At 56.4% G+C, this 23,181-nt stretch carries 20 protein-coding genes and 1 tRNA gene; 5 read left to right on the plus strand and 16 right to left on the minus strand.

Annotation, left to right across the window (positions count from 1 at the left end; genetic code table 11):
- Positions 1 to 2 precede the first annotated feature (2 nt).
- From ACH518_RS20950 to ACH518_RS20960, 3 genes are all read left to right on the plus strand, one after another.
- Entirely contained in the window at positions 3 to 644 is a 642-nt protein-coding gene (locus ACH518_RS20950; RefSeq protein WP_445371502.1) for a DUF47 domain-containing protein, read from the plus strand.
- Positions 645 to 817: 173 nt separating this feature from the next.
- The gene (locus tag ACH518_RS20955) at positions 818 to 1,426 is read left to right on the plus strand and encodes a glutathione S-transferase N-terminal domain-containing protein (protein ID WP_222101875.1); all 609 of its coding nucleotides are present in this window, start codon (positions 818 to 820) and stop codon (positions 1,424 to 1,426) included.
- On the plus strand, positions 1,423 to 1,806 hold the full coding sequence (locus ACH518_RS20960; RefSeq protein ID WP_140911659.1) for a ClpXP protease specificity-enhancing factor: 384 nt from the start codon (positions 1,423 to 1,425) through the stop codon (positions 1,804 to 1,806). The genes ACH518_RS20955 and ACH518_RS20960 overlap by 4 nt, the downstream gene beginning before the upstream one ends.
- A 376-nt stretch (positions 1,807 to 2,182) precedes the next feature.
- Here ACH518_RS20960 and ACH518_RS20965 read toward each other — a convergent pair.
- From ACH518_RS20965 to ACH518_RS21015, 11 genes are all read right to left on the minus strand, one after another.
- Positions 2,183 to 2,258: transfer RNA gene (locus tag ACH518_RS20965), tRNA-Lys, on the minus strand.
- A 220-nt stretch (positions 2,259 to 2,478) separates the two neighbouring features.
- The gene (locus ACH518_RS20970; protein ID WP_064020591.1) at positions 2,479 to 3,027 is read right to left on the minus strand and encodes a response regulator transcription factor; all 549 of its coding nucleotides are present in this window, start codon (positions 3,025 to 3,027) and stop codon (positions 2,479 to 2,481) included.
- Complete coding sequence (locus ACH518_RS20975; RefSeq protein ID WP_445371503.1) at positions 3,005 to 4,378, minus strand: ATP-binding protein; 1,374 nt, start codon at positions 4,376 to 4,378, stop codon at positions 3,005 to 3,007. Before ACH518_RS20975 ends, ACH518_RS20970 begins: the two co-directional genes overlap by 23 nt.
- 188 nt (positions 4,379 to 4,566) lie before the next feature.
- Positions 4,567 to 4,842, minus strand: a complete 276-nt coding sequence (locus ACH518_RS20980; protein ID WP_445371504.1) for a hypothetical protein — start codon at positions 4,840 to 4,842, stop codon at positions 4,567 to 4,569.
- A 34-nt stretch (positions 4,843 to 4,876) separates the two neighbouring features.
- The gene (locus ACH518_RS20985; protein WP_445371505.1) at positions 4,877 to 7,510 is read right to left on the minus strand and encodes a DUF3570 domain-containing protein; all 2,634 of its coding nucleotides are present in this window, start codon (positions 7,508 to 7,510) and stop codon (positions 4,877 to 4,879) included.
- A complete protein-coding gene (locus tag ACH518_RS20990; RefSeq protein ID WP_278210751.1) occupies positions 7,497 to 7,706 on the minus strand; it encodes a DUF4266 domain-containing protein in 210 nt (69 codons plus the stop codon). The genes ACH518_RS20985 and ACH518_RS20990 overlap by 14 nt, the downstream gene beginning before the upstream one ends.
- A gap of 94 nt (positions 7,707 to 7,800) precedes the next feature.
- Entirely contained in the window at positions 7,801 to 8,178 is a 378-nt protein-coding gene (locus ACH518_RS20995; RefSeq protein WP_445371506.1) for a TlpA disulfide reductase family protein, read from the minus strand.
- A gap of 252 nt (positions 8,179 to 8,430) precedes the next feature.
- The gene (locus ACH518_RS21000) at positions 8,431 to 8,910 is read right to left on the minus strand and encodes a hypothetical protein (RefSeq protein ID WP_140911653.1); all 480 of its coding nucleotides are present in this window, start codon (positions 8,908 to 8,910) and stop codon (positions 8,431 to 8,433) included.
- A gap of 107 nt (positions 8,911 to 9,017) precedes the next feature.
- Entirely contained in the window at positions 9,018 to 9,806 is a 789-nt protein-coding gene (locus ACH518_RS21005) for a hypothetical protein (protein ID WP_445371507.1), read from the minus strand.
- Positions 9,807 to 9,942: 136 nt separating this feature from the next.
- Positions 9,943 to 10,689 carry a hypothetical protein gene (locus ACH518_RS21010; RefSeq protein ID WP_140911651.1) on the minus strand — a complete coding sequence of 249 codons (747 nt, stop codon included), beginning with the start codon at positions 10,687 to 10,689 and terminating at the stop codon, positions 9,943 to 9,945.
- A 95-nt stretch (positions 10,690 to 10,784) separates the two neighbouring features.
- A complete protein-coding gene (locus ACH518_RS21015) occupies positions 10,785 to 11,591 on the minus strand; it encodes a VPLPA-CTERM sorting domain-containing protein (protein WP_445371508.1) in 807 nt (268 codons plus the stop codon).
- Between the two features lie 825 nt (positions 11,592 to 12,416).
- On the opposite strand from ACH518_RS21015, the gene ACH518_RS21020 reads away from it, so the two are divergent.
- The gene (locus ACH518_RS21020) at positions 12,417 to 13,733 is read left to right on the plus strand and encodes a hypothetical protein (RefSeq protein WP_445371509.1); all 1,317 of its coding nucleotides are present in this window, start codon (positions 12,417 to 12,419) and stop codon (positions 13,731 to 13,733) included.
- 229 nt (positions 13,734 to 13,962) lie between these two features.
- Here ACH518_RS21020 and radA read toward each other — a convergent pair whose 3' ends face one another.
- The 5 genes from radA to ACH518_RS21045 form a co-directional block, all read right to left on the minus strand.
- Complete coding sequence (radA, locus tag ACH518_RS21025; RefSeq protein WP_445371510.1) at positions 13,963 to 15,330, minus strand: DNA repair protein RadA; 1,368 nt, start codon at positions 15,328 to 15,330, stop codon at positions 13,963 to 13,965.
- Between the two features lie 16 nt (positions 15,331 to 15,346).
- Positions 15,347 to 16,939, minus strand: coding sequence for a phospholipase D-like domain-containing protein (locus ACH518_RS21030; protein ID WP_140911648.1), 1,593 nt, complete (start codon positions 16,937 to 16,939; stop codon positions 15,347 to 15,349).
- A 52-nt stretch (positions 16,940 to 16,991) separates the two neighbouring features.
- Positions 16,992 to 18,491 (minus strand): endonuclease/exonuclease/phosphatase family protein, encoded by a 1,500-nt coding sequence (locus tag ACH518_RS21035; protein ID WP_445371511.1) that lies wholly within the window; start codon positions 18,489 to 18,491, stop codon positions 16,992 to 16,994.
- Between the two features lie 65 nt (positions 18,492 to 18,556).
- Entirely contained in the window at positions 18,557 to 20,143 is a 1,587-nt protein-coding gene (locus tag ACH518_RS21040; RefSeq protein ID WP_278210733.1) for a glycoside hydrolase family 57 protein, read from the minus strand.
- On the minus strand, positions 20,136 to 20,789 hold the full coding sequence (locus ACH518_RS21045; RefSeq protein ID WP_445371512.1) for a DUF4912 domain-containing protein: 654 nt from the start codon (positions 20,787 to 20,789) through the stop codon (positions 20,136 to 20,138). The genes ACH518_RS21040 and ACH518_RS21045 overlap by 8 nt, the downstream gene beginning before the upstream one ends.
- 214 nt (positions 20,790 to 21,003) lie before the next feature.
- Here ACH518_RS21045 and glgX point away from each other — a divergent pair, with 214 nt between their 5' ends.
- Complete coding sequence (gene glgX / locus ACH518_RS21050; RefSeq protein ID WP_445371513.1) at positions 21,004 to 23,181, plus strand: glycogen debranching protein GlgX; 2,178 nt, start codon at positions 21,004 to 21,006, stop codon at positions 23,179 to 23,181.

A 23,181-nucleotide genomic window follows, 5' to 3' on the forward strand; every position in this document is an offset into this window, starting at 1 on the left:
CCATGCCAAACCAAAACAAGTCTGTGATTTCGCGTTTCCTGCAGCGGGTATTCCCGAAAACGGCCGATTTTTACCTGCTATTGCATGAGCAATGCCGACAAGTTTGCATCACGGTCGACAATCTGGCGCGGTTCATGGCCACCGAATGCATTGATGCCGGCGAAATGTTAAAAGAAGACGAGCACGAGGCCGACCGCCTGCGGATGCGCAATTTGCACGAGCTGAACAGTTCGTTTGCCACGCCGATGGACCGGGAAGATATTTACCGCGCCATAGCCTCGCTGGACAGTATCGTCACCTATTGCAAGAGCACTTATAACGAAATGCAGGCGCTGCAACTGGCGCCGGACCGGCATTCTCTGGCCATGGTGCAAGAGTTGCAAGTCGGCATCAACGCCTTGGAAAAAGGCTTTGCGGTACTGGGAAAACAGCCGCGCGGTGCCGAGCCGCATGCCTTTGCCGCCCGCCATTCGGAGCGGCGCATCGAAAAAATGTACCGTAAGGCCATCTCCGACTTATTCCAGGGCGACGACTATCTGAATATGTTCAAACAACGCGAGCTCTATCGGCACCTTTCCAACGCCGCCGACAAGGTTCACGCCACCGCCAACGTGCTGGAAGACATCATCGTCAAACTCGGCTGACCGCAGCCCGGCAAATGCCGCCAAGCCAAGCTGAAACCGGCGAATTACGGCGCCTCCAGCCTCCGCCGCTCAACCCAAAAGCCCGATCATCCATGCTACAATCAGCCGCGATCCAATTCCGGTTTCTCCAAGAGGTTCAATTCGTGGCAAACATTTCCAGCCGAAAATCCGCAATGATTCTTTTCAGCTCGGCCAACTGCATAATGAGCCACTGCGCCAGGCTGGTGGTGCACGAAAAAGGCGTGCCGGCCGACATCGAATTTTTCGATCCGAACGACCCGCCGGAAGACTTGCTGGAACTGAACCCGAACGGCAACGCGCCTACTTTCGTCGAACGCGATCTGGTTCTATACGACGCCCGCATTATCATGGAATACCTCGACGAACGCTTCCCCCACCCCGCCCTGCACCAAATGGACCCGGTTTCCCGCGCCAACGCCAGAATGCTGATCAAACGCATCGACCAGGAATGGTACCCGTTGCTGGAGGAAGTCCAGGTGCACGGCGACAAGAAAGCCGCAAAAGCCAAAAAAATGCTGCGGGAAAGCCTGATTGCGGCGGCTCCGGTCTTCGAAGCCACACCTTATTTTATGAGCGAAGAATATTCGTTGATCGATTGCGCGATGGCTCCGTTTTTATGGCGGCTGCCGAGCATAGGTATCGACATCGCCGGACTGGGCAAAGGCGTCACTGCCTACGCCAACCGCTTATTCGGCCGCAAAGCCTTTCAGGAAAGCTTGAGCCGCGAAGAAAAAGACATGATGCAACTCGCAAGCAAATGACCCCACTAAAACCCTATCTGATCCGCTCCATTTATGAATGGATTGTCGACAACAGCCTGACTCCGCACTTATTGGTCAACGCCGAATACCCTGGCGTCGTGCTACCGACCGATTTCGTTGAAGACGGTCGTATCGTATTGAACATCCGCCCGGAAGCCATTCAAGGCCTGCACCTCGGTAACGATGAGATCCAGTTCAATGCCCGCTTTGCCGGCAAAGCCATGCGTATCGTCGCCCCCTGCAAAGCCGTACTGGCGATTTACGCCAAGGAAAACGGCAAAGGTATGATATTCGACCCGGACGAAACCGACGACGAAACACCGCCAACACCCACAGAACCCAAACCGCCGCAAAAGCCGCAACTGCGCGTCGTAAAATAACGAGCCCGCCCGATCGATGACTTTGCTTTGACGGGCGTTGGCTGCGTACCGATCCTACGCCGCCACTTAGGCCGCCAGGCATATCTATCAAATCTCCGAGAGCTGTCTTTTCTGCTTCACTACGATCTACTAAAAGACCTCAATCAGCTTGGCTCTCAATTGATCTTGCCCATTTGTTCAGCAAATTTTTTTGATGAACAACTTTTGCTTATCGGCGATTCGCCTTTGCGTCTTATTTGAACTTGCCAAGAACCGGTTGGTAACTTTCCGATGGCTGCCATAAGCGCTTTTCCTGTTCACTGAGAACGATTTGTGAACGAAAAACGCCTAAAAACAAAAAAGGGCTACAGTTTTTGCTGTAAGCCTTTGAATTTGATGGTGGGTCGTGTGCGATTCGAACGCACGACCATCGCATTAAAAGTGCGGTGCTCTACCGGCTGAGCTAACGACCCCCTGAATGAATTACCCATTATACCTATGTTTTTTAATTTTGCAACAGATATAACCAAAATATTACAAAACCGATAAGGCCGCACCCACCACACCATCGTCTAAGAACGCTTGTTTAGCATAACGCCAAGATATCCAAAGCTAATGGTGGCCTAAACTGATTCGAACTATTGCCTATGAATCAACGCAATCGGCAAGAACAATCTAAAACCTTATTGCAATCTATTCCTTGACCGGCTTCTTTTCCAGCTTTCTTTGCAAAGTCCTTCTGTGCATATTCAGTGCGCGCGCGGCGGCCGAAATGTTGCCGTCGTGCTGCATTAGCACTTTTTGCAGATGCTCCCATTCCAGGCGCTTTACCGATAGCGGACTATCGCTGATAGCCACCGAGGCGTCGCCCTCGTTCTTGTACAACGCGCTGACAATTTCGTCGGCATTCGCCGGTTTGGTCAGATAATGGATTGCACCCAACTTGATCGCTTCCACCGCGGTCGCGATGCTGGCAAAACCGGTCAACATGACGATCTGGGTATTGTCGTCGAGCGAGATCAGCTTCTTGACCATCTCCAAGCCGGAATCGAAACCAATCCGCAAATCGATGACCGCATATTCCGGCTCGGTCTGCTCCGCCAACTTCATTGCCGTCGCCACATCGTTAGCTACGGTCACCTGAAAATTGCGTTTTTCCAGTGCCGGTTTCAACACCGAGCAATACGTGACGTCATCGTCAACCAAAAGTAAATTCGGCTTATCCGTAGGCAAATTGGTCATGGGTACTCTCCTTAGCTAATAACGGCAAACTAATCTCGACGCAAGCTCCGCCGCTGTCGAGATTACTGAACTGTATTGTACCTCCCAGGCGTTTTATCGTGGTATAGGTCAAAAACAATCCCACCCCCATGCCCTGCTTGTTGCTTTTCACCGGCTGATGCCCGGCGAAATCGATAAACTCGGCTGGTAAACCGGGGCCAAAATCCCGTATCCGCAAAAACAAATTCTCATCGCTCCACTCGGCATGGAATTCGATACCGGCATCGACCGGCGACGCTTCGGCCGCATTGTTCAGGATATTGATAATGGAATGGGTCACCGTGCGCTCGGCAATGATTTTCGCCGCCATATCCACATTCGGCGAGACGAACAGCTTCATCCGGGTAGCGGACTTATGCGCCCGCCATTGGTTCAGCACCTCGTCGATATATTCGCTGACCAGCATTACCTTGCCCGACTCGGCCCGCATCTCGCCGGCAGACGCCGACATCACCGACAAGGCCTGTTTGCAACGGTCGATTTGCTGCTGCACGATCACCAGCTTCTGGTAAAGCTCGGGGTAACGGTGCTCGGGCAAATCCTCAACCATCTCATGCGTTAGGATCGCGATCGTACCCAGCGGCGTGCCCATGTCGTGAGCGGCGCTGGCTGCCAACGTACCCAGCGACACTACCCGTTCATCCCGCAACGCACTCTCGCGGGCGTCGGCCAGATTGCGTTCGCGCTCTTTCAGCGTTTTCGACAGCTCCACCACAAAAAACGCGACCAAGCCGGCACTGAACACAAAGCCGAACCACATGCCGAACACATGTAAATTGAAATAGCGCCGGTCGTTGATCAAATGCATCTGCAGACTCATTTCCGGCGTCAATTCGGTCATGGCCGGATGGGCTAAATGCGGCTCGATGGCCGGAAGCGGCACGTTGTAGGCGATCAACACGGTGTAAACGCAGGACGTAATGATCACCATATTCCAGGCATAAGCTTGCGGTAACATAATCGCCGTTACGATCAACGGCAACAGAAACACCCAAATGATCGGATTGGAGGCTCCGCCGGTCAGATAGAGCAGATACGCCAGCGCCAACACGTCCATGCAGATTTGCGAAAAAATCTCGTGCTCGGTGACTTCTTCCGGCGTACGCAACCGCAGCCAAGTGTATAAATTCAGTATCGAGATCGCGAATATCGCCAGCCATAGCTGATTTTGCGGCAGATTGATACCCAGCCCGTTCACGGCGATGAACACGGCAAAAGTCACGGCGAATAACATCAGATTTCGCAGGATATACAACCAGCGAAGATTTTCCCGAATCGAAATTTCGGCTTTAGGCAATATGTGGGAAAGCATGGATAGAAAAACTCAGCGAAGACAAGACGGCAAGCCGCGGCAAACGCAATAATAAGGCCGGATTCGGAAAAATCCAGCGGCAGATCAGGCGCAACGAAAATTTGACCGAGACAGCTGGTCAGACACTGTACGCGAAACAATCGCCGGAAACCGAGCCGTTACCGCCACCGATCCCAACAAAAGCCGGATCAGGAGCCGGCAACCCGCCATCCGCCGTTTTTATCCACCCAGCGCATGCTCGCCCAGTACCAAACCGTCATCGGCAGCATCATCGCAAACCACTCCCAATCCGAAATCAGGAATAACTTCGCCACCCACTCGTTGCCGACAAAAAACGTGCTCCAGGGCAGGCAATACAGAGTAAACACGATACTGCTCCAAATCAGCAGCAACGCGCCTCGGCGGGTTTCGATACTGGATAAGGCCAGGAAAACCCATAACGGCGTCTTGTCGGTTTTTTGCATAAATTTTCGGTTGAAAGGTTTAAATGATGGGTTATTAAAACGCGTACATCCAGGTCGCATTCAAAGTGCCGCTGCGCTCCAATTGGTAGCCGTTGACATTATCCTCTACCGGTTGCAGCCATTCCACACTAAAATTGTGACCGGCAAAAGCGCCGTCCGGCACCGTCGCATTCAAGCCGAAACCGACATCCCAATAGTGGCCGCCATAGTTTTTCGGGTTATCCATCGACCCGCCTTTCGGATTGACGTTCACACATTCCTGGACGTCATTTATGTTGTAGTTAATAGCGCATTCCCCGGGAATAGCCGGGAATCCGCCTTTGATCGCGCCCTGTGCCGTGTAAATCCCGCGCACCGAGGCCGCCAACCAATCCAGCACATTGTAGCTACCCCATGCCGTACCCTGCACCGCGTCACCCAAGGCAAAACCAGCTGAATTTCTGTTCTCCAGCCGCTTGGTAGCGTTGACCTGACCGCCCCAGGACCAAGCGCCGGCTTGGCCGGCATAGGTCAAACTCGGCTTAAAGTCCCAGGTACCACTGCCGAGCTGCATCCCGTAATGGATATAACCGCTGTCGAACTGATGGTTTCGATTCAGTTTGATATCCACCTTGCCGGTGGGGGCAGTGACGCCCAGGCCCATGTTGATCTGATGCCCTTCCGCTTTAAACACATCGACCAACGCATATATTCCGGTATCGCCGACGCCGCCAGTGTCGTGGCCGCCGTGCAAGTGGTCGGCTGCCGGGTGCGCCGCGGGGGAAATCCCGGCCAAGGAGCGCGAATTCATGTCCATATCCATAAACTGCGGCATCACCATCAAATTCAGCCAGTCAGTCGCCGCATACATGATGTCCAGCATGTGCATGTGCATATTCATGAACTCGGGCACGGTGCGGCAGGTTTCGCCGTTTTCGGTACAGCCGTTATTGATGATGGCGCGATCGGTCACGGTTTTACCGGCGTACAGTATGTCACCGCCCTGGCGGCTGTACATATAGCGGTATCCGACCATCACCTCGCCCGGCTTCGACATCACGTGGCCGAACATCACACCGGCCGGCAAAGGCGCACCGTGATGGTGGCCGTGGTGGTGTCGATGCTGCGCATGCGGATCGTCCGCCAAACTGCGCCCCAGCGCGCTCAAATTGACGTTGAGCGTCCCGCTGGCTAGGTAATAGTTGAAATCGGCATAGCCGGCCTCGCCGCCGCCGCCCAGTTTCAAATCGCCCTGGTGGGTGTAATACTCGAAGCCGGCATCGAAACGGATGCCTTTACTGAATTGCTTACTCAACACGATACCGCCGCTCAAGGCGCCATAGCCCGACAGACGATGGTCGCTGGAAAATGCGGCCGGCAACTGAGCATTGTCGCTGGCTTCGTTCGACTGACCTGGGGCGGCCGACCGTCCGGCAATCAAATAGGGGTGATAAAAATCGGCCGCGCTTTGCGAGTAATAGCGCACCCGCGGCGTGAGCGACCACCCCGCGCCGAGCGGCTGCACCCAATCGCTCTCGAAGGTATGGGCGTTGATCCCCCAATCGTCATGGAAAAACTTGTAATCGAAATGAAACGCCGCATCCAGCCAGCCGACATGTTGCACCCAACCGGTGGTGAAGTTCCACTGGTTTCGGTAATCCGGCCGCTGTTCCAGAAACACTTTGGCGACGCCGACATAAGGAAGCGTCGACGAAAACTCGCCCAAGCTGCCGTCAGCCGGCTGAATAAAAAATGCCGTCACCCCTTTATACGGATTTTCCAGATAGCCCTGGCTGTGGGTAAAACCGACACCCAATTTGAACAAAGCATCCTTATTCACGACCTGAGTCAACCCCAAGCTTCCGCTCCAGTCGTCGCGTTTGCCCATGATCATCTGATCCCCGCTCCGATCGCTGGTTACCCTTTTTAACTGATTCGCGTAGGCGACGTAATTGATGTAGGGCTCGGTAAAATGGCCGCTCAGGCGCGCAAACGAATCGCTATTGGTATAGCTCAAGCCGGCATTCACGGTAGTGCGCTTTTGATTGAAATCCAGCCTGATCCCGGCATTGCCGAAACGCGACTCGTAGTCGTTCTCGACCGAGATGCCGCCGCCGACATCCACCGCCGCTTCGTCCCATTCGTAACCCAGTTTGAAGTTGCCTTCCTTCCGCGTCTCCGGAGAAGCGGTCGACATCGTGTGCACCAGTTTCCGGTCGGTGCCCAAGCCCACCACATCTCCATTCGCAACCGAATCCGGGTCCACCAATAGCGGCTGAAGCTTGTTATCGAAATAAACAATATTGTCGCTGTCCTTGATGTATGGAGAAGCGCCGGCGACGGTACCGAATTGCTCAAAGACTTTATTGCCATGACGCCCCGAAGGCGCCGTCGTGATCGGCGTCGCGCCGGACCAAGTGTCCTGCACGAAATTGAAGGCAAATTTGATTCTGTCGGTGAGTTTGACGTTGCCGCCGCCATGCAAGCTATCCACCGTGATCGGCTGGTACTGGCTTTTGACGCCGTTCAAATCGCGCGCGCTTTCTTCATAGCGGCCGTACTGAAAGCTGAACTCGTCGCCGTCGGCCGCATTCGCCGCCGAGCCGACCAGACCGGGCAACATCAAGGCCGCGGCCGTCAGAGCCTGCAAACCGGGATTAGGTTTTTTTTCCGGACTAATAACAGCCACAACCGCCTCCGCTACCGGTATTCCCTGCCCCTGCCGCTTCGCGGGCACCGTAACTATGCCCGCGCAATTCGGATTGCACCGGATAAGGATCCAACGCCATCTGCGGCTTGGCCAGATTGCCGCGCTCCCACGGCTGCACCTCGGCGCAAGCAGTCAGGTTAATAACGATTGCTAATAGAGACAGGGACGTTTTCATAGGCCACATTTACCACGATTAAACCGGCGCGCATTCTAACCGCTTTTGATTCCGCCGCCGAAACCCGAGCCAAAGCATCCGATACCGCGCAGCATCAGGGCGCAGTCGGTTCGTCGAGCAGTTGCTCGACTTGCTTACTGAATTGCTCGGCCTCGCCGGCGCGAAACCCCAAATGCCGGGCTCGTATCCGCCCGTTCCGATCGATCAAATAGGAAGAAGGCATGGCCTTCAATTGGAGTTGTTTGGCGCACGCCTGCCCGCTATCGACCGCCACGGCAAAATCGACCCGATGCCGCGCCAAAAATTGGGCGCCGTCCTCCAGGTTTTCGTCCAGATTGACCGCCAATACCACCAAACCTTTATCTTGCAACTGGCTGTGCAATCGGTTCATGAACGGAAACGATTCCAGACAAGGCCCGCACCAAGAGGCCCAGAAATCCAGATAAACCACTTTGCCGCGGTACTGGCTCAAGCTCCGCTCGGGAACCGACTCGAAGCCGGCGAATCTGCAATCGGGCGCCAAGACCGCCTCGTCCGCCGCCACGGCTGAACCGGAAACAGCGAACAAACAAATTAGGAAAGGGATTAATGCGGATTTCATATCTAGGAACAGAAGATTGACCGATCTACCGCGCAGCAATCCGAACTCGAATAGCCGCGCGGCGAACAACAGAATTACCGGCAAATTTGCCGGCCGGAGCCGGCAAACGCCCGGTAACGCGAACTATTGATTGGAGATACGCAAAATAGAAGTGGGGGTGTGTACGCTACCATCCGCGTTTTGGCAATGGTATTCAAAGCTATAACTCTCGGTCGCGGCCACACCGGTATGCCAAACCAGGACGTTATACACCCCGTTGCCGCCCGGCATAGTGATGCCCGGACTATAAACCGTATTGGCACTACCGCCGACCGGATCGATGGTCGTGTAAGCGGCTTTATTGGCCGGTGCATCGGCTTTGACCACCGACATACCTACCAAGTTACCTCCAGAGCTAAGATCGCGAATCTGGAAAAACAGGTTGGCGGTCGCCGTGCCATCCGTCGCACTGGAACAAGTGACTTGGTAATAGTCGGTCGCGCTGAGGCCGGATGTCAAGGTCAAGCTGCCGTTCTGGGTGTGGGCAAACGCCTGCTCCGTTGCGACAGCACAGACCAACACCAAACCCATTTGCCAGGTTTTTTTACTCGTGATTTTTTGCATAAGAATTCCTGATGATATTTATAGCCAAACAAACCGCGATGCCGACATCGGACTGTCGTCGAAGCCCGCGGCAATTTGGGATTTTTTGTGAAAATTAATAACCCGCTTTACCTATCCGGCTGCGCCAACTGTTCCAGTTTGACCGAAGCCAAATCGCGCACGGCCTGATCCGCATCCCGTGCCGCCATTTGCAACAAAGTCTGGTCGGTTTCGATGTAGTCCAGCGCCATCAGCCGCAGTTCGGCGTTCCCGTTACGCAGGATCTGCGCCAGCGGTTGCATTACCGCTTCTTCGCCGTCGCGGCTGGCGATACCGCCAATGGCCTGCAACTTGACCCGGCTGTCGCTGTCGGCCAAGGCGTTTTGCAAAGCGGTCCGGATCGCAGCGTCGTCGCTTGAGGCGTTCAATCGGGCCAGTTCGCTAACCGCCTGCAGCCTTTCGCCGGCGTTTTTGCTCCGCGCCTGCTGCAACCAGGTGGCGATAGCCAGCTCCTTGGCCGGCGCTTCGGCCGCCGCGGCACTAACGCTCGACTGGCATTGGCTCGTCGCGGCCTGTTTCGCCGCGCCCAAGGTAGAGCCCATAATCCAGATCTCGCTGGCCGCCGCCGTTTTGCCGGTCGCGAGCGGGAGATCGCGCACCGCCATGTTCACGGAATTGCCGAACAGGCATTTCAACAGCCCCGCCGCATCGACAGCCACGCAAGTCGCGGTCACCTCGGGCGCCGGCAACCAGGAGTAATGCAGCTTGCTGCCGGTACGTTCGGCAACCATATCCAACAAGCGCGGCAAGTCGGCATGCCGCGCATCCAGATGCCATTGGCCTGCGATACGCTCGACGACAACGCCGCTGTCAGTCGCCGCATGAACCGGATTGCCGCACTCAATGATTGCCCACACGGCAAACCAACAATGCCAAGTTTTCACAAGGCTAGACAAATGCGGTGTCGGCAAATGCCGGAACACGCGGCCGTACCGCCGATTTAGTGCAACTATGCGCTTCATCCCCGAATCGGTATACCGGCAAAACCGCGATTTAAGCGACGATGGTTTTTTTGCGGCCGAATGCGCCGAAGCCGGCCAACACGCTACCCATCAGCCAAATGGCGCCAGGCACAGGCACCGGCTCGACCGCAGGACCGGCCACGGCCAACGAACCCGGCGACGCTTTGATCGTCAAATCGCTCAAAGCTTGTACATTGGTATACAAATCGTCCTTGTCGCCAGTCCAAGACCATGTAAAGCCCTCGGACAGTTTAGCCCCCAGCGGGGCACCAAGATGTCCGAAGATATCGCCGGAACTGCCGACCACAAATGCGATATAGGATCCCAAATCGAAATGCTCGCGGAGACCAGCATCAGATAGACCAACATTGTTCTGATCGAGATAACCGGTACGAGGCACCCCGAAGATATTGTTCGGATCGGTCGGACCGGTAACGGGGCCGTCGCCGAAGTAATTGAAATGGGTCAGGGTCCAATCCGCGCCTACGTCGTCTTTTTTGTAGATGTATAGAGAAGCAATCCCGGCCGCATCATCGCCGTCGTCGGTATACACATCCAAAGATCCCGCCGTAGTCACGTCGAAGTGGTAAGCCAAAATGGTGTTGTTAATCAGCACACCGTCGGTGGCTGTACCGACACCGCCGCTCCAACTCAGGTCGGTTTCGGTGGCGATGTAAGGGTCGCCGGACACCGGAGTCGGCAATCCGTGCGCATTGGCCGTTCCGGCCGCCAAACCCAGCGCGAGCGCCGATATCTTCAAGCTATTGGTAAAACCCATGATGTTGATCTCCTTAATTGCATTGATGGAAACGCCGAACCGGCGCCAGCTCTTTGATCCGCGGCGCTCTGCCACCACGGCCAAAAATTCTTAGGTTAAGCCGCGGGCAAGCGGCGTTTGTTTAAACCCAATACACCGATCAGGCCACTGATCATCAGCCAAGCGGCTGCCGGCAGCGGTACCGGCGCAACCGAAGACACGGTAACGCTGACTTTATAGCCGCGGGCAGTTTCGTCGGCGTTCGGATCGAAGATATTGAACGCGCCAACGCATTGGTTTTGGTCGTAACAGCTGCCGCCGATTGCCAGCGTGTAATCGCCAGGCGTCAAAAAGAAATTGAGCAACGAGACGCTGGCTGCGGAACCATTGACGGAACCGGCATGAGCCAAGTATTCGATGGTAGCGACATCGCCGTTGTCATTGCCCATGGTTGTATCCGCCAGCGCTCGCCAAGCCCCTTCCTTACCGAATTGCGGATCGCCGGGCTGGAAACCGGCAGTAGCACCATCATGGGCTTCGTCGGGCACTAAGCCGCGGTATAAAGAAAACCCCGGCTTTAAGTCGCCCAAGCGCGACGGGTTGTTCGGATCGTTATTGACGTATTGGTTGATGCCGTCGCTGGCGACGTTAATGCTTACCCAGACACCTGCCGGCTGGCTAACGCTGAAGCGAATCCAAGAACCCATATGACTGTCACCCCAGTCCACATCGGTGGCGTCGCCCCAACCAAAATTGCCTTTCAGGACGTCGCCGCCGCTGTAGGTCGTTGATGTCGCAGTGCTGGTGACTTGGGTAGTCACGTTATTGAACAAATCGTAATAATTCACATGAGCCGATGCCGATTGGAACGGCAGCATGGCGGTTGCAATAACGGGTACGACCTTGAATAACTGGTGCTTCATAGCAATCCTCAAACGTTTAGTAGAACGGTTACAGACAAGCCTCGACCACCGGCCCGCAGAATCCAATGGATTACAGCAAAACCCGCGCCACAATCTATAACTACGGCGCGGACATATCGAACGACCATACTCAGCCGACACCACGCAATCCGCCGAAGCCGCTAAAACCAAGCGTTGCGGCGCCACCATCCCGTCGAACGTTAAACCGCGCCGCGTTTAATCAGCCGCCAAACACCTCTAGTCCAACCTTAGGATTAGGAAGGAATTTCACGATTTAAAAATTAAACTATGTTATATAAATCATTGTTTTTGTGAAATAACACTATTTAATTTCCAGGTCTCGCCCCGGAATTCCTGGCTGTCCGCCGAAAAAACTCAGCTTTATCCGCAAAACCGGGAAGCAATCCGCAATCTGCGCAAAAAATATCAAATTGATTTCAATAAGTTATAAAAAATTGCGCCAAATCACACACTTTTCGGCCGGTACGCAGCAGCCGCCTCAAACTCGTCTAGCCGACCCGACCAGCCATCTATACCGCCAACCATTTGATTTATAAAGGCGTTGTCAACATTGCAAATCGAGCTGGCACGAATATTGTTGATGGGCTTTTGCTCGTCGATGTCGGCAATACTCGGGATTTCCGAACAGATAGTCCCGACTCGAAGACAACACACGTCCGAAGCTGAGCGACGGACACAACAACAGGAAGTTATTGAATCGGATCGAGCTTGGCTAATTGCCGCAGTAAGGGTGATCGCCGGGCTATGGGGGAGGCCGGTTCGTTAGCACCGTCTTTACAAAAACGATAATTCTGAGGACAGAAAATGGTATTGCAAAAAAAACTGGTAGTAGCACTGTTAACCGGCGGCATGGCGGGTATTTCCGGTCAAGCGTTCGCTCACTGGAGTTCCGGCCCTTTCCTGTATAACGATGCCGGCACCAACCCAATGAATCTGGCTAATAGCAACTTGGCCGCCGGCGTAGCAAACAACGGTACCGGCGCCAATGCAGCCGGCACTTTCGGTACCAATACCGCTACCGGCACCAGCTACGGCACCTATACCCAAACTCGCGCGGTTTCTTCCGACTACGGCTGGATCCAAGGCCAAGACAATAGCCTGTGGGCCAATAGCCACGACAACAAAGGCTTGGCGTTTTCTCTAGCCAATACCTCTCGCGTTACATTCACTGTGACAACGCTGGGTACAGCCGCTAGCACCGTACAAACTCAAGCTACAGGCGGCAGCACAGTGACCACCTTGAGCGGTCAAGACTGGAACCCGGCATTTTCCATTTTTAAAGGCTTGGCTCCGCAGTCATCTCACGAAGGCGGGATTGGCAACACCGCACTGGCCCAACGTCTTCCAGGATATGTTGCATGGGGGCCCTACGCATCAGTTCAGCCCTATACTGCGGCAACGGATGCTACCTATGAAACAACAACCGGCAATACTTATACCGGTTCCGGCACATGGGGTGCATATCGTTCAAACGCCGACTGGACTGGCGGAAGAGATATTAGCGCGACCGCAACATACGGTAATGGCAAGTCGATTGGCACGTCACAAGTGCTCGGCGAAGGTAATGTCTCAACCTTGAAATATATCGACTCTGAGGCGTCAGCCGCTGGCAGCCATACGGTCACATGGAGCGGCATCTTAGGCCCCGGTGACTACAGTCTTTGGGTAGGCGGCACCAACGCAGCACATGCCCTTGAACAACAAGCCAACTACCAAGGCCTACAGGCAGCGCATACCGCGGACGATGCCGCAATCGCAGCGGCAAACACCGCTTATACAAACTACATCTCGACTGCTCCAGCCATCGTAGCAGCACAAGCAGCTTACGACGCGGCTATCGCAAGCCATACGACAACAGCCGCTGAAAAAGCAGCCGCTAAAGCCGCACTGGACGCCGCTTTAGCAGCGGATCCGGCCGCAGTTGCTTTAAAAGATGCTTACAACGTAGCGCGGACTAACGTTACAAAATACGAAAATTTGGTGGCTACTTTGCGTAGTCCTTACGGCTTCACCATCGAGACCACCGTCGCTGCGGTGCCGGTACCGGGCGCAGTCTGGTTGTTCGGCAGCGCCATGGCCGGCCTGATTGGCGCCAGCCGTCGCAAACAACAACTGGCTTAAACCAAGCTGGACGCTCGACGCCGGATCGCGTCGAGCCAACGGAGCAAGGACGCTCCGCATCTCTCCGCTTCCGCGCGGCAGCATCACCTATCCGTAACGCCTTGGACACGGCTACCTGACAATTTAACGTTCCGCGACACCCCGAGATTCAGGGAAACAGCTAGCGTTAACCGTATCTCTGTGCCCCCCAGACGGTTTAAAGATCACGGCCACCGAAACCGGCCTTCGTTCACAAATCGGCCAATACCGCCAGCGCGTCCTGAATGTTGCTCACCGCATGGATTTCCAGATGTTTGACGCCATCCTTCGGCTTATTGCTTTTCGGAATGATGGCTTTTTTGAAACCGTGTTTAGCGGCTTCATTGAGGCGGGCATGGCCGTTGGCGACCGGGCGAATCTCGCCGTTCAAGCCCACTTCGCCGAAAAACACCGTGTCGTAAGGAATGATCCGGTCTCTAAGACTGGATACGACGCCGACCAGGATGGCCAGATCGGTACTGGTTTCGCTGACTTTGATACCGCCGACCACGTTGGCGTAAATCTCGTCGTTGCCGGTGAAGATACCGCCGTGGCGCGATAACACCGCCAGCAGCATCGCGAGCCGGTTTTGATCCAGACCCACCGCCAGCCGGCGTGGATTGCCGTACTGGCTTTCGGTGACCAGAGCCTGGATTTCCACCAGCAAGGGCCGGGTGCCTTCCCACAACACCGTCACCACGCTACCCGGCGACGGCTTTTCCGCGCGCGACAAAAACATCGCCGACGGGTTTTTCACTTCCTTCAAGCCGCTGCTTTCCATCGCGAAAAAACCCAGCTCGCCGACGCTGCCGAAGCGATTCTTGTCGGCGCGCAACACCCGAAACCGCGAATCGTCGGTCGAAGACAGCACCACCTGGGCGTCGACGATGTGGCTCAAGGTCATCGGCCCGGCCAGCGACTGGTCCTTGGTGACGTGGCCGACCATAAAAAACGACACGCCGGTGCGCTTGGCGTACTGAGTCAAAAAACTGGCCGACTCCCGCACCTGCGACACCGAGCCCGGCGCCGAATCGGAATCGGCCGTATACATGACTTGGATCGAATCGATGATGACGACTTGCGGCTGCTCTTCATCGAGCAGCTGGCAAATCTGCTGCACCGAGGTTTCGGCCAGCATCTTGATGCCGGCGGTGTTCAATTGCAGGCGGTGAGCGCGCTCGGCAATCTGCTGCAAGGACTCCTCGCCGGACACGTAAAGCACCGGCAATTGCCGGGCGATATGGGCGATGGCTTGCAATAAGATCGTACTCTTGCCGGCGCCCGGTGCACCGCCGATCAACACCACGCTGCCCTTGACGATACCGCCGCCCAATACCCGGTCGAACTCGGCCAAGCCGGTAGAAATGCGCTCGGCCTGAGCCAGATTGACCTCCGACAGCAACTGCACCGCACTGCGGCTGCCGGCGTAACCGGAACGCTCGCGTTCGGCCTTACCCCCGCCCAGTTTGACCTCTTTGATCGTATTCCAGGCGCCGCATTGGTTGCATTGCCCCGACCACCCCGGATAATCCGCGCCGCATTCGGTACAGACGTACGCCGACTTTTGTTTTTTTGCCATGCCGTATCGACTCGAATCAGTAGAACACCCGGAACAAGCGCTGAATCTGCTCGAACTCGTACAAGTAAGGCCGCGCCACGTCGCGGTTGGCAGCAACGACGACCAGGTCGTGGGAAAACACCGAGGTGTTGTACCAGTTGAAGCTGCCTTCGATGACGATGTATTCGTCGATCACGCAATACTTGCAATGGATCGGCGAGTACGGCACCGGTAAATCGTCTTGGCCGTAGACCAGGCCGACGCGGATGCCGGCGTCTTTCAGGCGTTGAATCGCCGGCAGCAAGGGCCGCGCCAGCTCCTCCGCCATCGGCCGTTCGACCCCGATCTTACCCTGCCGCGCCAAATGGCCGTTGAACAGCAACTGCACGTCCACACCGCGGTCGCGGGCCTGGATCAAGGCGGTAATGACGCTGTCGTTGTGGTCGCCGAGCAGATCGCCGATCAAAAACAGACACAGCTTCAACGAACGGCGGGCGCGGTGAATTTCGGCCAAAATCGCATGATGCGGCCGATACACCTTGCCGTTGGCCATGGTTTGCCGGCCGAAGGTATAGAGCAGGTTGAACGGGCTGAGCGGATCGATACCGTATTTCTGGATCACACCGCCGCGCTGGCTTTGGAAGATGTTGTCCAGCAAGCGGCACACGCCCTGGGAATGGAAGCTCATGCCCGATTCCCAGTTGGCCCACCAGCGGTCGAAGGTAATGTTGAACGAGCCGATGATCGCGTCCTCGTCGTTAAAGATGACGAATTTGGTATGCATGTCCGGCTCGACTTCGATCAAGTGGTGCTTCGGCGTGCAGAACACGCCAACCAACTCGATGCCGGAACGTTTCAACCGGGCGTAGTTCTGGCTGTTGGTCAAGGTCATCTTGCGCCAGTCGACGATGCATTGCACCAGTACGCCCTGGTGGCTGGCATGGATCAGGTGATTGATGAAGTCGTTGTCGTCGATGCAATCCACGCTGACCTTGATCGTGCACAGGCGATCGGGTTGCGCCCGTTTGGCGGCGATGGTTTTGTCGATATGGTCGTGGATGAAGCGCTTCGGGTGGTAGGGATGGTGCTGCTGACCCTTGGTGAATTTTGGCGTCAGGTGCAGCGAGTCGAAATGGCGGTTGTACCAGTCCACGTCGGCCTGCAATTTGCCGGGATCGACTTCATGCGTGCGGTAGTGGTTGGCAGTCGCCCATTGTTCGCCGATATGCCGTTGCGCCGGCTGGTTGTCCTGCAATTGCGGCGCGTCCATGAAGATGTACTCGTGCCGAGACGCTATAGAATGTTCGCCAAGGTGGACGATGAACGCAAACTTGATGCAATGGATCCGGCCGAACTGGGCCGAATACGGCATCACGTAAAAGTCGCGGGTCGAACGCTTGTGCCGATCCCACTCGACGTCGTAGGCATCGGTATCGACCACGTAAGTTTCGCAGATCGCATCGCGGAACACCTTCAGCACCACCTTCAGGTTGGCAGTGACGCCATGGTTCAACTCGAAATCGATCTTGCCCCAACGAACGTCGAAGATTTCCCTAAAATCGTTGCTGCGTTGAAAACAGCCCCCCAATTTGCCGAATACCGGCTTGGCGTAATGTTCTGCTACTTGCATATTCGCTCGCCTAATCGCACAGGTTAAAATCCATACTCGAGCCTGGAACCGGTTACAGCGGCTCGAACTCCAGCAGATAGCCGCAATGGTCGGAAACCCGGCCGTAATCCTGCTCGGTGAAAACTACCCGCGCCGAAGTCGCCCGCAATCCGCTATCTTTGTTCATAAACACATAATCGATCCGGTAGTCGTCCGCCAGCCGGTCGCGCCAGTGGGCATCGTCCACCCGGAAGATCTGTTGAAACAAGGCCGGTGCGTTGGCCGCCAGATATTGGTCTTCGTAGCGGTGGCCGTCGACGACCAAGCCATAGCCTAACGAACCCGCCGCGATATTGAAATCGCCGCATAACAAAGTGGCCGCCACCTCGGCGCCGCGCCGGCCGTCGGCCCATTCCGACAAGCGTTGAAATTGGTCGCGAAAACCGTCTTCCCACCAGCTCAAATGGGCGGAGAACACGTCGATGGTGCCGATGTAAGGTACGTCGATGCTGGCCGCCACCACTTTGCGGGAATGGATGCTATAGGCATCGCTGCTGTCGGAAACGTAGCGCGCCTCCTGGCGCTCGAACGGATAGCGGCTCAGGATCGCCACGCCCTCCCGGTATTTGTCGAACCCCAGATGGGACCAATCGCTATACAAATGAAACGGCTGCTTCAAACGCCGGTTGATGATATTGGCGGAATTGGAGGCCCAGTCGCCGCGACCGTCGTTCCAATGTTCCGCCACTTCCTGCAAACACACCAGGTCGGCGCCCAGTTCGTCCACCGCTTTCGCGATTTGCCAGAACTTCCGATCCTGATCGTCCTCCTGGTAACAGTGCAGATTCAGAATCATCACTTTCAGCGGCGCCCGGCTCAGCCGGTAGTTTTGTCCGGCATTGTTATCCCAGAAGGTCTGCTCCTTACCTTCGCAGCAGATGCTGTACTGCACCCGGAACGCGCCGTCGAGTTTGAGATTGGTGCTCCAATGCTGTACCGGATGCAGCCCGGCATAACCGCTACGGGTGGCGGAGCGCCTGCCGGATTGCAGCCGGCAGCTGGTTTTGTGGACGTGGTGCCAATCGTCAAGCGTCCAATGGACCGTCACCTTTTCTGCCGCCAAACCGGCATCGACGGCCAATTTAAGCGGAATGCTGCGTTGCGACTCGCCAAGTCCCTGCAACGGGCTCAAATTCAGTACCGGCACCAGACCGGTCGTGCGTCCACCGCTGCCGGCTGCGCAAAAATAGCCCTGGCAGCCGTCGTTGTTGTCCCAATATTCGCGGCCCTCATGCTGTAAGCGTAAGGAGAAACGGATATCCCCGGGCAAATCGGCCTTGGCCTGACGCTGAAACCTCAGCTCGGCGCGCCAGTATTCGCTACCGTCGCCGGCAGTGATGCAATAGTCAGCCAACACCGTGCGCCGCACGCCGTCTTCGCCGGCCCAATGCACTTCGACGGTCTTACCGTAACCGAGATTGGCCACCCGCATGAAAAACTGCAAGATCTGGCTGCTGGCAGCGGCTTTACCGCTAACGATGTTGCCGACATACAGTAACTGGATGTTATCCATGATCCCTCCCGTGAGCTGAACGGCACGGCAACAGCACGCACCGGTTTGGCTTGGTGGCCGGCCGCCTAGGCGGCATACTGGCGAAAATCGATCTCCGGAAAAATATCGTCCATGATCTCCAGCGCTGTCAAATAGCGTTCGTCGATCCGGTTTTTACGAATCGAGTCGTGCAGATAATTGAAGCGCGCCAGATGGTCGGTGATGCGTTTCCGCGCGTAATCGATGGTGGTACCGGCTTTCATGATGAACGGCCAATCCGAAGCCTGCGCCAGCAACAAGGAGCGCGCGGCCTGGTTCAGCGCCCGGCGTTGCAAGTCGCTGACCTGCAAGCCGCGCAAGTCGCCCGCCAACTTTTCCATTTCGGCGGCCGCCTTATGCAACAACGGATAAATCCAATCGTTGCTTTCGTTCAACCAGAATTCCGAATAGCCGTGCTCGCCCCAACTCGATGCGGCAGGTACCGCCGGCTGGCACGGCAAGCCCAATTGCAGATAATCGCTGCAACCGACGGTTTGCAAACCGCTGTCCGCGCCGGCTGCCAAACGCAATACCTGTTCCAGCCACAACGGCCCCTCGAACCACCAATGGCCGAACAATTCGGCATCGTAAGGAGCGACAACGATAGGCGCTTGTTGCATTTCCGCGGCCAAGGCGTCGATCTGCCGCCGGCGGCTGGCGATGAAATCTTCGGCGTGGCGGCGTAGTTTCAACTTGGCCAATTCCGGCTGATAAGCCTGTTTGGGCTGTTTGCCGCCGGTGATCCGGTAGTATTTGATGCCGGTATTGATCCGGGTCTCGCCGTCCAGGATGTAGGGCGCGATATATTCCAATGGCAGATCGAAACCGATGTCCCGGTAATATTCGCGGTAGTCGCCGTCGCCAGGATAGCCGGACTCGGCGCTCCAAACCTGGTGCGACGCGGCCGGGTCGCGGCCGAATCCGGCCACTCCGCCGCAATCGATCGGCGCATACACGCCGAACGGCGGCCGACGATCGGCATTGAGCAGCGCATGGCTTTCCAGAAAAAAATACTCGATACCGGCGGCCTTCAGGGTCTGCTCCAGACCGGGGTAATAGCCGCACTCCGGCAGCCAAAATCCGCGCGGGGCAAAACCGAATTGAGCCTGAAAACTGTCGATGCCGACGCCGATTTGATTGCGGACCGAGACGGGATTGACGTCCAACAACGGCAGATAGCCGTGGGTCGCCGCGGTAGTGATCAACTCCAGCCGGCCGCTGCTTTGGTGGCGCTGAAATGCAGCCAGCAGATCGCAGTGGTAGCGCTGCTGGTAATCGTACAGATTGTCCTGAAACAGTTGCAGGTAATGTTGCGCCAGCGCATGAAACTGCGGCAAGCGCCGGGTACGCTCCACCTCGCGCTCGGCCAGTTCCACCCGTCCCCGCAGATAACGCAAAAACCGGTTTTGCAACAACGGATCGCGCAACATCGCCATCAGCGTCGGCGATAACGACAGGGTCAGCCGGTAGGCTACCCGGTCGTAACGCAACCGCTCGAACATGGCCAATAGCGGCAGATAACACTCGCTGATCGCCTCGAACAGCCAGTTTTCTTCAAAAAAACTGTCGTGCTCGGGGTGGTGCACGTACGGCAAATGCGCGTGCAGAACAATTGCCAGATAGCCGTTATTCATGGTCGCAACCCGCCAATGCCGCCGATCCGGCAGGCGAACCGGCGGAGACCGGCAACACGAACTGGGCGATGACCGGCGCCAGCCAGGTCGCCGCGCTCGCGGTTTCGGCGACAGCCGCCGGATTGGAATAGGCCAAGGCGGTAAACTCCTTATACTGGTCCAGATGACCGATAGCCGCCTGGTAATAGCCGGCGGAACTCGACAATGGCTCGGGTAACGCGATTTGCTGCTGACTGCTCTGGCCGGACACCGGCAGGTCGAACCACTCGGGCCGGTTTTCGGTTTGCTCCGGCAAATCAGCCTTCGCTTCCGGTTGCCGGTAAATCCGTAGGGTCAATCCGGTTTCGCTCGTTGCCGGCGGTTGCGGCTGAACATCGGCCCGGGCTTGCCGCGCGGGTTCCGGCAATTGCCAATAGGCGTGCAGCCGGCGCGGATCCACCGGCAACAGCACCAAGCTGGGCGCCCCCGGTGCGCGCATATCGGCCCGCGGCGCGAATTCGCGGCTGATTTGCTGGCTGATGCCAAACAGCTCTTGCGGCGAAAACCCGGAGGTGGCGGCCCGACCGCCGGCCCTGAACCGCCGCGGGGCAAAAGTGCGGCTGATCTCCAGGCTGATATCCCGCATCTCCTCGGCAGATAGCTGCAAGCGAGACTGGGATGTGGACCGGGAAGAAGCCATTGGCAATGTTAAAGATATGGTTTGGCGGAAGGTTAAGCGCAGGCCGATGCTGCCGGCTGATTCAGCCCTCCGCAATGGCACGCTAATAGACTCTACCCGTTGTCGATTATTTACGCAAGGCGTAGGCCTGTGCCTACGATTTGCAGTAAAATCAAGGCATCCAAGTTTTTCGGCAAAGGGCATGCGCGAATCATACAGTTTAAAGTCAGGGAGTCCCTATCCGCACGGCGCCAAAGTCAGCGAAGGCGGCGTGAATTTTTCCATCTCCAGCCGGCATGCCACAGAGGTCGAATTGTTGCTGTTCGCCAGCAACGACAGTCCGGAACCGTTTCAAGTCATTGCGCTACACAAAGACAAACACCACACTTTTTTTTCCTGGCACGTATTCGTCGAAGGCTTGCCGACCGGCACTTGGTACGCTTGGCGTATCGACGGCCCGAGCAATACTCGCGAGTCCGGCTTGCGTTTCGACAAAGACAAGTTGTTGCTGGACCCTTGGGCACGCGCGGTTAGCGACAAACTCTGGCAACGCGCCGCCGCCTGCCTGCCCGGCGACAACAGCGCCCATGCGATGCGCGCGGTGGTGGTGGACGACCGCTACGACTGGGAAGGCGATACCCCGCTGGCGATCCGCAGCGAGAAAGCCATCATTTACGAATTGCACGTCGGCGGTTTCACTCGCCATCCGTCCGCCAAAGTCAAGCATCCGGGCAGCTTTGCCGGTCTGATCGAAAAAATCCCTTACTTGTCCAAACTGGGCATCACCCACGTCGAGTTGCTGCCGGTGATGGCCTTTGACGAGCAGGACGTACCGCCGCACACCTCGGATTTGGGCCTGAAAAACTACTGGGGTTACAGCACCCACAGTTTTTTCAGCCCGCATCCGGGCTACTGCGTAACGCCGGAACAGGGCACGCACATCCGCGAGTTCCGCGACTTGGTCAAGGCTTTACACAAAGCCGGCATCGGCGTGATCATGGACGTTGTGTTCAACCACACCTCGGAAGCCGGCGCCGATGGACCGGTGATCAACTTCAAAGGCATCACCGGTAACAGCTTTTATCTGACCGACAAGCACGACAAACGCATTTTTCACGATTACACAGGCTGCGGCAACACCGTCAACGCCAACCATCCGCTGGTCACCAACTTCATTATCAGTTGCCTGGAGTATTGGGTCAGAGAAATGCACGTGGACGGCTTCCGCTTCGACCTCGCCAGCGCACTGGCCCGCGGCGAAGATGGCAGCGTATTGCAGGACCCGCCGCTGGTCTGGGGCATCGAATTGTCGGAACAATTGGCCAGAACCAAACTGATCGCCGAAGCCTGGGACGCCTCCGGCCTGTACCAGGTCGGCAACTTCCCCGGTTACCGCTGGGGCGAATGGAACGGCCGTTACCGCGACGTGATCCGCCGTTTCGTGCGCGGCGACACCGGCATCATCAGCGAGGTCGCCACCCGCATTTGCGGCAGCAGCGACCTTTACCAGCACCAACACCGGTTGCCGATCAGCGGGATTAATTTCGTCACCTGCCACGACGGTTTTACGCTGAACGACCTGTTCAGTTACAACGAAAAACACAATGCCGCCAACGGCGAAAACAACCGCGACGGCTGCAATAACAATTTGAGCAGCAATTGCGGCACCGAAGGCCCAACCCGCGATCCGGCTATCCTGGCGCTGCGCCGCAAACGCGTAAAAAACACGTTTGCCATTCTGCTGTTGAGCCACGGCGTACCGATGCTGCTGGCCGGCGACGAAATCCTGCACACGCAACAGGGCAACAACAACTGCTATTGCCAGGACAACGAACTCAGCTGGCTGAATTGGGAGAAAGCCAAGGAAAATGCCGACATTCTGCATTTCGTACAGTTGATGATTCGCTTGCGCAAACGCCACGTTTCGCTGATGCGCCGGCGGTTTCTGAGCGGGGAGATTTTGGAAGAACGCGGCATGCCCGATATCGTCTGGCACGGTCTGGAGGTCGGCCAGCCTCCGCGTTGGGACGATCCGGAAGCCCGGGTGCTGGCATTTACGTTAACGGCTTTGGCTAAGGATGAGTCCGACTTGCACGTGATACTGAACATGTCGGATCAACGGCTGGCGATGGAGTTACCGTCCATTCCGGAACGGACTTGGCGGCTGGCGGTGGATACCGCGCAAAAACCGGGGCGCGACATTTTCGAACCGGCCGAACAAAAACCGGTCGCAAGCAACCGTTACTGGGTAGACAGCGACTCGGTGGTCGTATTCGAAAACGGCCAACCGGAACCGGGCGACGGCGATAGCCTGTCTAAACGCTCCGCCCAACTTTTCAGCAAATTCACCGGTATCAAACTGGCCGATACTGCGGCCTGA

The sequence above is a fragment of the Methylomonas sp. HW2-6 genome (assembly GCF_052474525.1).

Coding starts and splice junctions, on each gene's coding strand:
- ACH518_RS20975 (WP_445371503.1), bottom strand. CDS start 4,378: ATGCTTTCCCACATATTGCCTAAAGCCGAAATTTCGATTCGGGAAAAT.
- ACH518_RS21000 (WP_140911653.1), bottom strand. CDS start 8,910: ATGCAAAAAATCACGAGTAAAAAAACCTGGCAAATGGGTTTGGTGTTG.
- ACH518_RS20980 (WP_445371504.1), bottom strand. CDS start 4,842: ATGCAAAAAACCGACAAGACGCCGTTATGGGTTTTCCTGGCCTTATCC.
- ACH518_RS20960 (WP_140911659.1), top strand. CDS start 1,423: ATGACCCCACTAAAACCCTATCTGATCCGCTCCATTTATGAATGGATT.
- ACH518_RS21010 (WP_140911651.1), bottom strand. CDS start 10,689: ATGGGTTTTACCAATAGCTTGAAGATATCGGCGCTCGCGCTGGGTTTG.
- radA (WP_445371510.1), bottom strand. CDS start 15,330: ATGGCAAAAAAACAAAAGTCGGCGTACGTCTGTACCGAATGCGGCGCG.
- ACH518_RS21040 (WP_278210733.1), bottom strand. CDS start 20,143: ATGAATAACGGCTATCTGGCAATTGTTCTGCACGCGCATTTGCCGTAC.
- ACH518_RS20950 (WP_445371502.1), top strand. CDS start 3: ATGCCAAACCAAAACAAGTCTGTGATTTCGCGTTTCCTGCAGCGGGTA.
- ACH518_RS21030 (WP_140911648.1), bottom strand. CDS start 16,939: ATGCAAGTAGCAGAACATTACGCCAAGCCGGTATTCGGCAAATTGGGG.
- ACH518_RS20970 (WP_064020591.1), bottom strand. CDS start 3,027: ATGACCAATTTGCCTACGGATAAGCCGAATTTACTTTTGGTTGACGAT.
- ACH518_RS21020 (WP_445371509.1), top strand. CDS start 12,417: ATGGTATTGCAAAAAAAACTGGTAGTAGCACTGTTAACCGGCGGCATG.
- ACH518_RS21035 (WP_445371511.1), bottom strand. CDS start 18,491: ATGGATAACATCCAGTTACTGTATGTCGGCAACATCGTTAGCGGTAAA.
- ACH518_RS21015 (WP_445371508.1), bottom strand. CDS start 11,591: ATGAAGCACCAGTTATTCAAGGTCGTACCCGTTATTGCAACCGCCATG.
- glgX (WP_445371513.1), top strand. CDS start 21,004: ATGCGCGAATCATACAGTTTAAAGTCAGGGAGTCCCTATCCGCACGGC.
- ACH518_RS20955 (WP_222101875.1), top strand. CDS start 818: ATGATTCTTTTCAGCTCGGCCAACTGCATAATGAGCCACTGCGCCAGG.
- ACH518_RS20990 (WP_278210751.1), bottom strand. CDS start 7,706: ATGAAAACGTCCCTGTCTCTATTAGCAATCGTTATTAACCTGACTGCT.